At 49.5% G+C, this 15,411-nt stretch carries 13 protein-coding genes and 1 tRNA gene; all 14 read right to left on the reverse strand.

Annotated elements, in window-relative coordinates:
* Positions 1-94 (reverse strand): GTP-binding protein (locus tag F552_RS18080; protein WP_018149672.1); only part of this gene is annotated, 94 nt, incomplete at its 3' end.
* A 26-nt stretch (positions 95-120) separates the two neighbouring features.
* Positions 121-2,217, reverse strand: a complete 2,097-nt coding sequence (fusA, locus tag F552_RS0100090) for an elongation factor G (RefSeq protein WP_018149673.1) — start codon at positions 2,215-2,217, stop codon at positions 121-123.
* Between the two features lie 50 nt (positions 2,218-2,267).
* Positions 2,268-2,738, reverse strand: a complete 471-nt coding sequence (rpsG, locus tag F552_RS0100095) for a 30S ribosomal protein S7 (protein ID WP_018149674.1) — start codon at positions 2,736-2,738, stop codon at positions 2,268-2,270.
* A 97-nt stretch (positions 2,739-2,835) separates the two neighbouring features.
* On the reverse strand, positions 2,836-3,210 hold the full coding sequence (rpsL, locus tag F552_RS0100100; protein ID WP_018149675.1) for a 30S ribosomal protein S12: 375 nt from the start codon (positions 3,208-3,210) through the stop codon (positions 2,836-2,838).
* A 125-nt stretch (positions 3,211-3,335) separates the two neighbouring features.
* Complete coding sequence (gene rpoC, locus F552_RS0100105) at positions 3,336-7,532, reverse strand: DNA-directed RNA polymerase subunit beta' (protein WP_018149676.1); 4,197 nt, start codon at positions 7,530-7,532, stop codon at positions 3,336-3,338.
* Positions 7,533-7,580: 48 nt separating this feature from the next.
* Positions 7,581-11,690 (reverse strand): DNA-directed RNA polymerase subunit beta, encoded by a 4,110-nt coding sequence (rpoB, locus tag F552_RS0100110; RefSeq protein WP_018149677.1) that lies wholly within the window; start codon positions 11,688-11,690, stop codon positions 7,581-7,583.
* Positions 11,691-11,865: 175 nt separating this feature from the next.
* Positions 11,866-12,237, reverse strand: a complete 372-nt coding sequence (gene rplL / locus F552_RS0100115; RefSeq protein ID WP_018149678.1) for a 50S ribosomal protein L7/L12 — start codon at positions 12,235-12,237, stop codon at positions 11,866-11,868.
* A 54-nt stretch (positions 12,238-12,291) separates the two neighbouring features.
* Positions 12,292-12,792, reverse strand: a complete 501-nt coding sequence (gene rplJ, locus F552_RS0100120; RefSeq protein WP_018149679.1) for a 50S ribosomal protein L10 — start codon at positions 12,790-12,792, stop codon at positions 12,292-12,294.
* Between the two features lie 240 nt (positions 12,793-13,032).
* Positions 13,033-13,728 (reverse strand): 50S ribosomal protein L1, encoded by a 696-nt coding sequence (rplA, locus tag F552_RS0100125; RefSeq protein ID WP_018149680.1) that lies wholly within the window; start codon positions 13,726-13,728, stop codon positions 13,033-13,035.
* A 2-nt stretch (positions 13,729-13,730) separates the two neighbouring features.
* Complete coding sequence (gene rplK, locus F552_RS0100130) at positions 13,731-14,159, reverse strand: 50S ribosomal protein L11 (protein WP_018149681.1); 429 nt, start codon at positions 14,157-14,159, stop codon at positions 13,731-13,733.
* Between the two features lie 110 nt (positions 14,160-14,269).
* Complete coding sequence (nusG, locus tag F552_RS0100135; protein ID WP_018149682.1) at positions 14,270-14,803, reverse strand: transcription termination/antitermination protein NusG; 534 nt, start codon at positions 14,801-14,803, stop codon at positions 14,270-14,272.
* Between the two features lie 2 nt (positions 14,804-14,805).
* A complete protein-coding gene (gene secE, locus F552_RS0100140; protein WP_018149683.1) occupies positions 14,806-15,159 on the reverse strand; it encodes a preprotein translocase subunit SecE in 354 nt (117 codons plus the stop codon).
* A 38-nt stretch (positions 15,160-15,197) separates the two neighbouring features.
* Positions 15,198-15,273: transfer RNA gene (locus F552_RS0100145), tRNA-Trp, on the reverse strand.
* 39 nt (positions 15,274-15,312) lie between these two features.
* The coding region (locus F552_RS20230; RefSeq protein ID WP_018149684.1) for an EF-Tu C-terminal domain-related protein at positions 15,313-15,411 on the reverse strand (99 nt) is incomplete at its 5' end.

Here is a 15,411-nt window from a genome sequence, read left to right on the forward strand (position 1 = left end):
TCGCTGCGGTCAGAGTGGTTTTACCATGGTCAACGTGACCAATCGTGCCCACGTTAACGTGCGGTTTCGTCCGCGTGAATTTTTCCTTAGCCATTTTCGTATCCTTAACTTAAATCTTGATTATTTCTTGCTGTTAATAACAGCTTCTGCAACGTTACGTGGTGCTTCAGAGTAGTGCTTGAACTCCATTGAGTAGGTTGCACGACCTTGAGACATAGAACGCAGCGTAGTTGAGTAGCCGAACATTTCTGCCAGAGGCACTTCTGCCTTCACCATCTTGCCGCCAGCTGGGTTGTCATCCATACCCTGAATGATACCGCGGCGTGAAGACAGGTCACCCATGATGTCACCCATGTAGTCTTCTGGCGTTTCAATTTCCACAGCCATCATTGGCTCTAGCAGAACAGGCTGAGCTTTGCGCATACCATCCTTGAAGGCCATGGATGCAGCCAGCTCAAACGCCAACTGAGAAGAGTCAACATCATGGTAAGAACCAAAGATCAAGCGTGCACGAATATCAACAACAGGATAGCCAGCAACCACACCACTCTTCAGCGTGTCCTGAATACCTTTGTCACAAGAAGGGATGAATTCACGCGGAATTACACCACCCTTGATTTCGTCAACAAACTCATAACCGCCGCCTTCAGGCATAGGTTCAAGTTTCAGCACAACGTGACCGTACTGGCCTTTACCACCAGACTGTTTAACGTGTTTCGCATCACTTTCAACAGACGCGCGAATGGTCTCACGGTAAGCAACCTGAGGCGCCCCAACGTTTGCCTCAACGCCGAATTCACGCTTCATACGGTCAACAATAATCTCAAGGTGCAGCTCACCCATACCAGAAATAATTGTCTGACCAGACTCTTCATCAGTACGCACACGGAATGAAGGATCTTCTTTTGCCAAACGACCCAACGCAAAACCCATTTTCTCTTGGTCAGCTTTGGTTTTCGGTTCAACGGCAACGTGAATCACTGGCTCAGGGAATTCCATCCGTTCCAGAGTAATGACCTTATCCAGATCACAAAGCGTTTCACCGGTAGTAACGTCTTTCAGGCCAATTGCAGCAGCAATATCACCAGCACGAACTTCTTCGATCTCTTTACGATCTGCAGCGTGCATCTGAACGATACGACCAATACGCTCTTTTTTACCTTTTACTGAGTTGTAAACGGTATCACCTGATTTAACCACACCAGAATACACACGGAAGAACGTCAGCTGACCGACATACGGGTCATTCATCAGTTTGAATGCCAGAGAAGAGAACGGGGCAGAATCATCCGCCGCGCGCTCAGCCGGAGTGCCGTCTTCATTTTCACCTTTAACAGGTGGAATATCTGTTGGGGCTGGCAAGAATTCAATCACAGCGTCAAGCATCGCCTGAACACCCTTGTTCTTGAACGCAGTGCCACACAACATAGGAACGATTTCGCTCGCAATGGTACGGTTACGCAGACCAAGCTTGATCTCTTCTTCTGACAACTCACCTTCTTCAAGGTATTTGTTCATCAGTTCTTCAGAAGATTCAGCAGCGGCCTCAATCATTTTCTCGCGCCATTCTGCAGCTTGCGCAGCAAGCTCCTCTGGAATCTCGCGCAGATCAAACTTCATACCTTGAGATGCTTCATCCCAGTAGACAGCCTTCATGCGAATCAGATCAATCACACCCTTGAAGGTATCTTCCGCACCAATAGGTACCTGAATTGGTACTGGATTGGCTTTCAGACGCAAGCGCATCTGTTCATACACACGGAAGAAGTTTGCACCCTGACGGTCCATCTTGTTGACGAACGCCAGGCGTGGCACGCCATACTTGTTAGCCTGACGCCACACTGTTTCTGACTGAGGCTGAACACCACCCACAGCACAGTAAACCATGCATGCACCATCCAGAACACGCATTGAGCGCTCAACCTCAATAGTGAAGTCAACGTGCCCAGGGGTGTCAATGATGTTAATGTGGTGCTCAGGGAAACGGCCATCCATGCCCTTCCAGAAACAAGTAGTAGCAGCAGACGTAATGGTAATACCACGCTCCTGCTCTTGCTCCATCCAGTCCATAGTCGCCGCACCATCATGCACTTCACCGATTTTGTGAGAAACACCGGTGTAGAACAAAATACGTTCGGTTGTTGTAGTCTTACCAGCATCAATATGAGCACTGATGCCGATATTACGATATCGTTCGATTGGGGTCTTACGTGCCACAGCTCGCTACCTTGTAAAAAGGGTGATAAAGAACAAAGTCAGGCACTCGCTTAGAAGCGATAGTGCGCAAAGGCCTTGTTAGCTTCAGCCATACGATGAACTTCATCGCGCTTTTTCATGGCACCACCGCGACCCTCAGCCGCATCCAGCAGCTCACCAGCCAAGCGTTGACCCATAGATTTTTCACCACGTTTCCGTGCTGCTTCACGAATCCAGCGCATCGCCAATGCCATACGACGAGCCGGACGGACTTCAACAGGAACCTGATAGTTAGCACCACCCACGCGGCGACTTTTCACCTCAACAATTGGCTTAGCATTGTTGATGGCTTGCACAAAAATTTCCAGCGCATCTTTACCGGATTTCTTTTCGATTTGCTCAAGCGCACCATACACAATACGCTCAGCAACAGATTTCTTGCCATCTTCCATGATCACGTTCATGAATTTTGACAAATCTTTATTACCGAACTTTGGATCCGGCAAAACCTCACGCTTCGGAACTTCGCGACGACGTGGCATGTTACTTCCTCTCTATGCTATTCAGTTGAGCTTATGCTCGAGACTTGCAAATGCAAGCCACTTACTCGACGGCATTAAACCGCCTGCTTGATCAAACTTAGGCCTTAGGGCGTTTTGCACCGTATTTAGAACGAGACTGCTTACGATCTTTAACGCCGGCGGTATCCAAGCTACCACGCACTGTGTGATAACGAACACCTGGCAAATCCTTCACACGACCACCGCGAATCAGAACAACGGAGTGTTCCTGCAGGTTGTGGCCTTCACCACCGATGTATGAAATCACCTCAAAACCATTGGTCAGTCTGACTTTACAAACTTTACGCAGCGCTGAGTTTGGTTTTTTCGGGGTTGTAGTGTAAACACGGGTACAAACGCCGCGCTTTTGCGGGCATGCATTCAGTGCTGGCACTTTGCTTTTAACCACCGCACTTTGGCGTGGCTTACGCACAAGCTGGTTAATTGTTGGCATTGCTTCTTCCTAGAAATGAAAAATACGGCGAATCGTACAAAATTCGCCGAATATAAAGACCGCTGATTCTATTCGCTCTTGCAATCTTTTGTCAAGTTGATTGCAAGAGCGAACCCAGCCGTTCGTCAGGCCAACTGCTCTGCCTGACCATCTTCTGCCACAGTTTCACTTGCTGCGGCAAATTCTTCTTGTGCCGCATCACTTGCTTCTTTTCTGCGGCGTGCATTGTGGTAAGCCAGACCGGTACCTGCCGGGATCAGACGACCCACAATGACGTTTTCTTTCAGACCACGCAGATCATCCTTTTTGCCCATGATTGCAGCTTCGGTCAGGACACGAGTCGTTTCCTGGAATGAAGCCGCAGAGATGAAGGAGTCTGTTGACAGGGATGCCTTGGTAATACCCAGCAGAATATTTTCATACTCAGCCGGCTGTTTGCCTTCAGCAACCGCACGTTCATTTTCAATCAAAACTTCGGCACGCTCAACCTGCTCACCCTGAATGAAATCAGTGTCACCGGACGCGCTGATCACGACACGACGCAGCATCTGACGAACAATCACTTCAATGTGCTTGTCGTTAATCTTCACACCTTGCAAACGATACACTTCCTGAACTTCTTCAGTGATGTAGCGAGACAATGCTTCAATGCCTTGCAGACGCAGGATGTCATGTGGATCTACCGGTCCGTCAACAATAGTTTCACCTTTGTTAACTACCTGACCATCGTGAACCAGCACATGCTTGTCTTTTGGAATCAGGTATTCGTGTGCAATACCATCCAAATCTGTCAAGACCAAACGTTGTTTACCTTTGGTATCCTTACCAAATGAAACCGTACCAGTAATTTCAGCCAGCATGCCAGCGTCTTTTGGTGAGCGAGCTTCAAACAGTTCGGCCACACGTGGCAGACCACCGGTAATATCACGTGTCTTGGACGATTCTTGAGGAATACGGGCCAGCACATCACCCACATTCACATCCTGGCCATCTTTAACAGAAATAATGCAACCAACCTGGAAAGTAATGTTTACAGGCGTATCTGTACCTGTCAGCTTGACTTCATTACCTTGCGCATCCAGCAGTTTAACCTGAGGACGAACACCTTTGGTTGAGCCCGCGCGTCGTTTAGGATCGATAACCACCAGTGTAGACAGACCTGTAACCTCATCGATCTGTTTAGCTACGGTTACACCCTCTTCAACGTTCTCGAACTTCACTTGACCAGCGTACTCAGTAATAATCGGACGAGTATGCGGATCCCATGTCGCCAAAACTTGACCTGCTTTTACCGTTGCACCATCGGTCACTTGCAGCGTAGCGCCATAAGGTACTTTATGACGTTCACGCTCACGGCCATTGTCTTCTGTGATGACCACTTCGCCTGAACGGGAAATTGCGACCAATTCGCCTTTGGCGCTTGTTACATAGCGCATGTTTGCGAACCGGGCAATACCATTAGACTTGGTCTCAACCTGGCTAGCCATAGCGGCACGAGAAGCCGCACCACCAATGTGGAACGTACGCATGGTCAGCTGGGTACCAGGTTCACCAATGGACTGCGCAGCAACTACACCAACAGCTTCACCAACGTTGACCAGATGACCGCGGCCAAGATCGCGACCGTAGCACTTGGCGCATAGACCATAACGTGTTTCACACGTCAGTGCAGTACGTACCTTGACTTCATCAATACCTAGTGCCTCGATACGCTCAACTTCGTCTTCACCCAGCAAGGTGCCAGCATCGTAGACAGTCTCGCCTGTTTCGCTGTTAACCACATCGGTTGCAGCAACACGGCCGAGAATACGATCGCGCAATGCTTCAAGAACATCACCACCCTGTACTACCGCCTTCATTGCCACACCGTTCTTGGTGCCGCAATCCTGCTCGATGACGACCAAGTCTTGTGTTACATCAACCAGACGACGTGTCAGGTAACCAGAGTTAGCGGTTTTCAACGCCGTATCCGCAAGACCCTTACGCGCACCGTGTGTTGAAATGAAGTACTGCAACACGTTCAAACCTTCACGGAAGTTTGAAGTAATTGGTGTTTCAATAATCGAGCCATCCGGCTTGGCCATCAAACCCCGCATACCAGCTAACTGACGAATCTGGGCTGCAGAACCCCGGGCGCCTGAGTCGGCCATCATGTAAATGGCGTTGAATGACTCTTGATCAACCGTCTTGCCTTCGCGATCCACAACCTTCTCGGTTTTCAGCGAAGCCATCATCGCATTTGCAACACGATCACCAGCACGACCCCAGATATCCACAACCTTGTTGTAACGCTCACCCTGAGTTACAAGACCAGATGTGTATTGTGACTGGATTTCGCTCACTTCTTTTTCTGCTTCTGCAAGCAGCTTCTGCTTGTCAGCAGGAATCAACATGTCATCGATACAGATAGAAATACCCGCACGGGTTGCATAGGTGAAACCTGTGTACATCAGCTGGTCGGCAAAAATCACCGTGTCACGCAAGCCGCAACGACGGAAAGATGCATTGATCAGCTTGGAAATTTCTTTCTTTTTCAGTGCCTTGTTCACATAGCTGAACGGCATGCCTTTAGGCAGAATTTCCGAGAGGATAGCGCGACCAACCGTGGTTTCGTAGCGCGTAAATTTCTCGACAAACTCTGACTCTTCAGCAGCAACCCACTCACGAATACGGACCGTGATACGGGTGTTCATTTCGATCACTTTGTTTTCGTAGGCGCGAAGTGCTTCAGCGACATCCACGAACTGCATTCCTTCACCACGCCCGTTGATTTTGTCACGGGTGATGTAGTAAAGACCCAACACGATATCCTGAGAAGGAACGATGATCGGATCACCGTTACTTGGAGACAGGACGTTGTTAGACGCTAACATCAGCGTGCGAGCTTCCATCTGGGCTTCCAGAGAAAGTGGCACGTGGACCGCCATTTGGTCACCGTCAAAGTCGGCGTTAAACGCTGAACAAACGAGTGGGTGCAACTGAATGGCTTTACCTTCGATCAAGACTGGCTCAAACGCCTGGATACCCAAGCGGTGCAGCGTTGGCGCACGGTTCAGCAGAATTGGATGCTCACGAATGACATCTTCCAGAATATCCCATACAACCGGGGTTTCTTGCTCAACTTCACGTTTAGCGGCTTTGATCGTTGTCGCAATACCCAAAGCTTCCAGCTTGTGGAAGATGAACGGCTTGAACAGTTCTAGTGCCATTTTCTTTGGCAAACCACACTGATGCAGACGCAACTGCGGGCCCACCACAATCACTGAACGACCGGAGTAATCCACACGCTTACCAAGCAAGTTCTGACGGAAACGGCCGCCTTTACCCTTGATCATGTCAGCTAGTGATTTGAGCGGACGCTTGTTGGCACCGGTCATGGCTTTACCACGGCGGCCATTATCCAGCAGAGAGTCAACAGACTCTTGCAGCATCCGCTTCTCGTTGCGGACGATAATTTCTGGAGCTTTCAGCTCAAGCAGGCGCTTCAGACGGTTATTACGGTTAATAACACGACGGTACAGGTCATTCAGATCTGACGTGGCGAAACGGCCGCCATCCAGCGGAACCAGAGGACGCAGATCAGGTGGCAGCACTGGCAGCACATCCATCACCATCCACTCTGGCTTGATGCCGGAGCGCTGGAATGCCTCAAGCACTTTCAAGCGCTTGGCGATTTTTTTGATTTTGGTATCTGAACCAGTCGCATCGAGGTCTCGGTGCAGCTTCTCGACTTCCGGATCCAAGTCGATTGCGCGCAGAAGATCACGAACGCCTTCGGCACCCATCACGGCACGGAATTCATCACCGTACTCTTCGACTTTATCCAGGTAGTCTTCTTCAGTCAGTAACTGACCTTTACTGAGCGGGGTCAAACCCGGCTCAATCACGACATAAGCTTCAAAGTACAACACGCGCTCAATATCACGCAGTGTCATATCCAATACCATGCCCAGACGGGATGGCAGGGATTTCAAGAACCAGATGTGTGCTGTAGGTGAAGCCAGTTCAATGTGGCCCATGCGTTCACGACGCACTTTGGCCAGCGTAACTTCAACGCCACATTTTTCACAAATCACACCACGGTGCTTCAGGCGTTTGTATTTGCCGCACAAGCATTCGTAGTCTTTGATCGGGCCAAAAATCCGGGCACAAAACAGGCCATCACGCTCAGGCTTGAATGTACGGTAATTGATGGTTTCCGGTTTTTTTACTTCACCGAAAGACCATGAACGGATTTTTTCAGGCGAAGCCAAGCCAATTTTAATGGCATCAAATTCTTCGTCTTGGGTTACTTGCTTGAAAAGATCGAGCAAACCTTTCATATATCCTCCAGGGCGCAGAGGGACAAGCCCTCTGCTGTCATTCGATGATTAATAGCGTTCCAGATCGATATCGATACCCAGGGAGCGGATTTCCTTCACCAGCACGTTGAAGGATTCCGGCATACCTGCATCAATCTTATGGTCGCCTTTTACGATGTTTTCGTAGACTTTGGTACGCCCGGTAATGTCATCGGATTTCACGGTCAACATTTCCTGCAGAGTGTACGCAGCACCATAAGCCTCTAGTGCCCACACCTCCATCTCACCAAAACGCTGACCACCAAACTGGGCTTTACCACCCAACGGCTGTTGCGTTACCAGAGAGTACGGTCCTGTAGAACGTGCGTGCATCTTGTCATCGACCAGATGGTGAAGCTTCAGTACGTGCATGTAACCTACGGTCACGCGACGCTCGAAAGCCTCACCGGTGCGGCCATCATACAAACGCAACTGAGTCTTGGTCGGCGTGAAGCCCAATGCCTCTGTGCGAGGATCATCATCAGGGAATGCCAGATCCAGCATCGCACGGATTTCGGATTCTTTTGCACCGTCAAACACTGGCGTTGCAAATGGCACACCATTTCTCAGGTTTTGCGCCAGTTCAAGAATTTCGGTATCCGTAAAGCTGTCCAGATCTTCGGACTTGCCTGTACTGTTATACACCTTATCCAAGAACCCACGGATTTCTTCTACATTGCGCTGTTGACGCACCATCTCGTCAATACGGCGACCCAGGCCTTTTGCAGCCCAACCCAAGTGGGTTTCCAGAATCTGGCCCACGTTCATACGAGACGGAACACCCAACGGGTTCAGTACGATGTCCATCGGGGTACCGTCGGCCATGTGCGGCATGTCTTCAATAGGCACAATGCGTGAAACCACACCCTTGTTACCGTGACGACCGGCCATCTTGTCACCGGGCTGCAGGCGACGTTTGACAGCGATATACACTTTGACCATTTTCTGAACGCCAGGAGACAACTCGTCACCCTGGGTCAGTTTACGTTTCTTCTCTTCAAACAGCTGGTCAAACTCCAGACGCTTCTGCGCCAGGATATCTTTCTGCTGTTCCAGCTGACGAGCAGCCTCTTCATCGGCCAGGCGGATATCGAACCAGTCATGCGGCAGCACAGAATCCAGATAATCCAGATCAATAGCGGTGCCTTTGACCAGTTTCTTCGGACCGCCATTGGCGATCTTGCCAGTCAGGGTTTTCTTGATACGCTCGAAAGCATCGCTTTCCAGAATACGCAGCTGGTCAGCCAAGTCAATCTTGAAGCGTTTCAGTTCGTCATCAATGATGGACTGTGCACGTGCATCACGCTGGATACCTTCACGTGTGAAGACCTGAACGCCGATGACTGTACCGCTCATGCCCGTAGGTACGCGCAAAGAGGTATCTTTAACGTCAGAGGCCTTTTCACCGAAGATGGCACGCAGCAGTTTCTCTTCAGGGGTCAGCTGGGTTTCACCTTTTGGTGTCACTTTACCAACCAGAACATCCCCGGCCTCAACTTCAGCACCAATGTGAACAATACCGCTCTCATCCAGACGACCCAGCATGCGCTCAGACAGATTGGAGATATCACGGGTAATTTCTTCAGGTCCCAGCTTGGTGTCACGTGCGACAACTGACAACTCTTCAATGTGAATGGTTGTGTAGCGATCATCTGCCACAACTTTTTCGGAAATCAGAATCGAATCCTCAAAGTTGTAGCCGTTCCATGGCATGAACGCCACCAGCAAGTTCTGGCCAAGCGCCAGTTCACCCAAATCAGTAGAGGCGCCATCCGCAATCACGTCATTACGAGCAACTTGGTCGCCCACTTTAACGATTGGACGCTGGTTAATGTTGGTATTCTGGTTTGAACGGGTATATTTGACCAGGTTGTAAATATCAACACCAACCTCGCCAGCACTTGTCTCATCATCGTTCACACGAATAACGATACGACCTGCGTCCACGTAGTCAACGATACCGCCACGGTTTGCCTTGACAGCGGTACCCGAGTCAACAGCTACCGTACGTTCAATACCGGTACCCACGAACGATTTCTCTGGGCGTAGGCAAGGTACAGCTTGACGCTGCATGTTGGCACCCATCAATGCACGGTTTGCATCATCATGTTCCAGGAACGGAATCAGGGAAGCAGCAACGGATACAATCTGGCTTGGAGCCACATCCATATATTGAATGCGGTCTTTGGATTCAAGGATCGTTTCGCCCTTTTCACGGCAAGTCACGATCTCGTCCAGCAGACTACCGTCTTCACCTAGCGCAGCATTCGCCTGAGCAATGACGTAGCGACCTTCTTCGATGGCAGACAGATATTCAATCTGATCAGTCACCTTGCCATCAACCACTTTACGGTATGCGGTTTCCAGGAAGCCGTATTCGTTAGTGCGAGCATAAATAGCCAGAGAGTTGATCAAACCAATGTTTGGACCTTCCGGCGTTTCGATCGGACATACGCGGCCATAATGCGTAGGGTGCACGTCACGGACTTCGAAACCTGCACGCTCACGTGTCAGACCACCTGGGCCCAAAGCAGAAACACGGCGTTTGTGCGTAATTTCTGACAGCGGGTTGGTCTGATCCATAAACTGGGACAACTGAGACGAACCGAAGAATTCCTTGATTGCCGCGCTCACAGGCTTGGCGTTGATCAAGTCGTGTGGCATCAGGTTGTCTGACTCGGCTTGGGACAAGCGTTCTTTGACAGCACGCTCTACACGGACCAGACCGGCACGGAACTGGTTCTCTGCCAATTCACCAACTGAACGGACACGACGGTTACCCAAGTGATCGATATCATCGACTTCGCCGCGGCCGTTGCGCAGCTCAACCAGAATCTTGATAACTGCAACGATATCTTCAGTCGACAATGTACCTGCACCGGTAATTTCATCCACACCGATACGGCGATTGAATTTCATACGACCTACCTTAGACAGGTCGTAAGTTTCTTCTGCGAAGAACAAGCGGTGGAATAGCGTCTCGACCGCATCTTCAGTAGGTGGCTCACCTGGACGCATCATGCGATAAATCGCGATACGGGCAGCATTTTTGTCTGCTGTCTCATCCTGACGCATAGTCTGGGAAATGAACGCACCATAGTCCAGGTCATTGGTATAAATCAGATCCAGTTCTTTAACACCTGAAATCTGCAATTTATTCAACAATGACTCTGTAATTTCATCATTGGCCAACGCAAGCACTTCACCTGTCGCTGGGTCAATAACATTCTTAGCCAGCACACGACCTACGATCATGTCATCCGGCACAACCAGACTGGTCAAACCTGCCGTAGCAATGTCTTTGATATGTTTTGCCGTGATGCGCTTGTCTTTTGCAACAATCACCTTACCGGCAGCATCTTTGATGTCAAACTTGGCGACTTCGCCTTTCAGACGTTCTGGCACCAAGTCCATGCTGACGTCAGCACTGGTCAGGCGGACTTTATCAAACGAGAAGAAATCAGCCAGAATCTGTTCGTTGGTATAACCCAGCGCGCGCAGCAGAATCGTGACAGGCATCTTACGACGACGGTCAATACGGAAATAAAGCAGATCTTTTGCATCAAATTCAAAATCGAGCCAAGAACCACGATAAGGAATGATACGAGCAGAGAACAGTAGTTTGCCAGAGCTATGGGTTTTGCCCTTATCGTGCTCGAAGAAAACGCCTGGCGAACGGTGAAGCTGAGACACGATCACGCGTTCAGTGCCGTTAATGATGAATGAGCCAGATTGAGTCATCAATGGAATTTCGCCCATGTAGACTTCTTGCTCTTTCACTTCTTTGATTGTTGGCTTGCTAGCCTCGCGATCCATGATGGTCAAACGAACACGTGCACGAAGTGGTGCCGCGTAAGTAATACCGCGCTGCTGACATTCTGTCATGTCAAACGGAGGGGTACCAAGCATGTAACTTACAAATTCCAGACGCGCGTTGCCAGTATGACTGGCGATCGGGAAAATGGAGTTGAAAGCCGCTTGCAGACCTTCCGACTTTCTAGTTTCAGGTGTAGCATCAGCCTGTAAAAAGGCGGTGTAAGACTGAATCTGAGTCGCCAGCAGGAAAGGTACGTCCAGTACACTTTCTCGTTTGGCGAAACTCTTACGGATGCGCTTCTTCTCTGTAAAAGAGTAACTCATAGAGACTCCATGGAGGTAAATGCCGCAGAAAGCAAAAAACAGCTTACTTGCACGGCCAACAAATTGGCTGTTGTTTGCAGTCTAAACTGATCTAAAGTGCTTTAAAGTATCAAAAACTACAAAGCAAACAAGGCCGACGGTCTCCCGCCAGCCTGATTTGCTCAAATCAAGAAAATTACTTGATTTCGGCCTTAGCGCCAGCTTCTTCAAGTTGTTTCTTGATAGCTTCTGCGTCGGCTTTAGATGCGCCTTCTTTGATTGCTTTTGGAGCACCGTCAACCAGGTCTTTAGCTTCTTTCAGGCCCAGACCGGTGATAGCACGAACAACCTTAATTACGTTCACTTTGTTGTCGCCAGCAGATGCCAGGATAACGTCGAACTCGGTTTTCTCTTCAGCAGCAGCAGCACCGCCAGCTGCAGGAGCAGCAACAGCCATAGCAGCAGCAGAAACGCCGAATTTTTCTTCGAATGCCTTCACCAGGTCATTCAGTTCCATAACAGTCAAAGCGCCAACTGCTTCAAGGATGTCTTCTTTAGTAATTGCCATTTGTATTTCACTCCAAAATCAAAATCGTATGGGCTTGCAAAATCAGTTAATCGATTAAACTGACTCTGTTTCGCCTTTTTGTGCGGCCAATGCAGCAAGTGCACGTGCAAAACCAGAAACTGGTGCTTGCATAACACCCAGCAAGCGAGCCAGCAGCTCATCACGGCTAGGAATAGAAGCAAGTGCTTGCACACCAGCTTTATCCAGAACTTTACCTGCATAGCTACCAGCGGTCAGAACTAGCTTGTCATTAGCTTTTGCAAAGTCGTTTAGGACTTTAGCAGCTGCAACTGGATCTTCGGAAATACCGTAGATCAGCGGGCCGCTCATTTGCTCAGCCAGACCTTCGAACGGTGTACCTTGCACAGCACGACGTACCAATGTGTTCTTCAGAACACGCAGGTAAACGCCAGACTTGCGAGCACTTGCACGAAGTTGAGTTAGTTGACCGACCTGGATACCGCGATATTCAGCCAGAACGATGGTCTGAGCTTTAGCAACTTCTGCCGCCACTTCAGCCACAACGGCTTTTTTATCTTCGAGATTGAGACCCAAGGCCTATCCTCCTATTAACACGAAGTCTGATCTTGCGATCAGTTACTTCACCTCGGCGACCTTAGCTCAGGAGCGAATTGGAAAACCAATAAATCCTGCATTAGGGATCACCATCTGCGCAGGCTCCTGATATGACGCATCAGAAATTAAAATACCTGCGGTCTTTGACGATCTACAACACGCATGTGCGTGATGTAGCCCAAAGCACGGATGACTTTCATCATCCGTGAACTGCTCTTATCAGGCTTGAACGGTAGCTGTATCTACACGAACACCCAAGCCCATGGTGCTGCTAACTGCAACTTTACGCAGGTAGACACCTTTGCTTGATGCAGGCTTGGCTTTTACCAAAGCCTCGATCAATGCACCAAAGTTTTCACGCAGGGCTGCAGCATCAAATGATGCGCGACCGATTGTGCAGTGGATAATGCCACCTTTGTCAGTGCGGTATTGAACCTGACCGGCTTTAGCGTTTTTAACTGCTGTAGCTGCATCAGGCGTAACTGTACCAACCTTAGGGTTAGGCATCAGGCCACGTGGACCCAATACTTGACCCAGCTGACCCACGATACGCATTGCGTCTGGGGTTGCAATCACAATATCAAAGTCCATCATGCCACCTTTGATTTGTTCAGCCAGATCTTCAAAACCTACGATGTCTGCACCTGCTGCTTTTGCAGCTTCGGCGTTAGCGCCTTGAGCAAAAACAGCAACGCGAACGGTCTTGCCGGTACCGCGTGGCAATACAACTGAACCACGAACAACCTGGTCAGATTTGCGTGCATCAACACCAAGGTTAACAGATACGTCAACAGACTCATCAAACTTGGCAGATGCAGTCTCTTTGATCAGTGCCAAAGCATCATCAATAGCGTAAAGCTTGTTTGAATCAACTTTAGAACGCAGTTCTTTCAGACGTTTAGAAATTTTTGCCATGATTACCCCTCCAAAACCACGCCCATTGAGCGGGCGCTACCAGCAATACAACGTACCGCTGCATCCAGATCAGCAGCTGTCAGATCTGGCATTTTTGTTTTGGCGATTTCTTCAGCCTGGGCACGAGTCAACTTGCCAACCTTGTCGGTATGAGGCTTAGAACTACCTTTTTGCAGACCGATTGCCTTTTTGATCAGCACGGTTGCTGGAGGTGTTTTCATCACAAAAGTGAATGACTTGTCTGCATAAGCAGTAATCACCACTGGAATTGGCAAACCAGGCTCCAGGCCTTGGGTTGCAGCGTTGAACGCTTTACAGAATTCCATGATGTTCAGACCACGTTGACCCAGTGCTGGGCCAATTGGTGGAGATGGGTTTGCCTTGCCTGCTGGCACTTGCAGCTTAATCAAGCCGACAATTTTCTTTGCCACGTTAGTACTCCTAAATATGGGTGATAGCGCAGTTTTTTAGCTGCTCCCCGTTACACACAAACGCCCCGCTTCTTTAAACGGGGCATTCATATCTTGCACAAGTCAAAAAATCAGAGTTTTTCTACTTGCGCAAAATCCAGTTCAACCGGTGTTGCGCGACCAAAGATCAGCACAGATACACGCAGCTTGCTCTTGTCGTAGTTGATTTCTTCGACTGAGCCGTTGAAGTCGGTAAACGGACCTTCAGTAACACGGACTGACTCACCAACTTCAAACAGAATTTTCGGTTTTGGCTTCTCAACACCTTCTTGCATCTGGTGCAAGATATCGTCAACTTCGCGCTGAGAAATTGGCGCAGGACGATTGGCGGTTCCGCCCACAAAGCCCGTCACCTTTGGCGTACTTTTCACCAAATGCCATGTCTCGTCAGACATTTCCATCTCCACCAGTACATAACCGGGGAAGAACTTGCGCTCGGTAATGCTTTTGTGACCGCCTTTTACTTCGACGACCTCTTCAACAGGCACAAGAATCTGGCCAAACTTGTCTTGCAAGTTGCCACGGTTGATTTTCTCTTGCAAAGCGCGCTGTACGCTCTTTTCAAAGCCAGAATAGGCATGCACAACATACCACCTCATCGCCATGCTTAGCCCCTATTCAATAGAAACGAGTAGAAGAACTTGGACAGACCCCAGTCCACTACAGATAAGAAAATCGCTAACACCACTACAAACAGCAAAACCACGCCAGTCATCTGGAGTGTTTCACGACGGGTTGGCCACGTTACACGGCGCGCCTCTTTAAGAGACTCACCCGCATACCCCTTAAAGCCAGCACCCAAACCGGTTGTCAGCATCAAAGCAAGCGCAGCAACGACGGAAACAACCACCAGGCCACCGCGAATTGCGACATGGAGATTATGCAGTGAGTAGAACACAACAAGGCCAGCCGCTACCAGTAAGAGGGAAGCGGCTAGCTTAGCTTTATCAATCGTTGTCATTATTTATTAATGCTCTTTTTAGCACTCTTATGAGTGATTGGCAGGCCAGGAGGGTCTCGAACCCCCAACCCTCGGTTTTGGAGACCGATACTCTACCAATTGAGCTACTGGCCTGTAAAGAGGGTGACAACTCACCCTCGGCACAACTCTTGATTACTCGATGATCTTAGCAACCACACCCGCGCCAACGGTACGACCGCCTTCACGGATAGCGAAACGCAGACCGTCTTCCATCGCGATTGGCGCAATCAG

This window comes from Leeia oryzae DSM 17879 (genome assembly GCF_000376945.1).
GTDB classification, from domain to species: Bacteria; Pseudomonadota; Gammaproteobacteria; order Burkholderiales; family Leeiaceae; genus Leeia; species Leeia oryzae.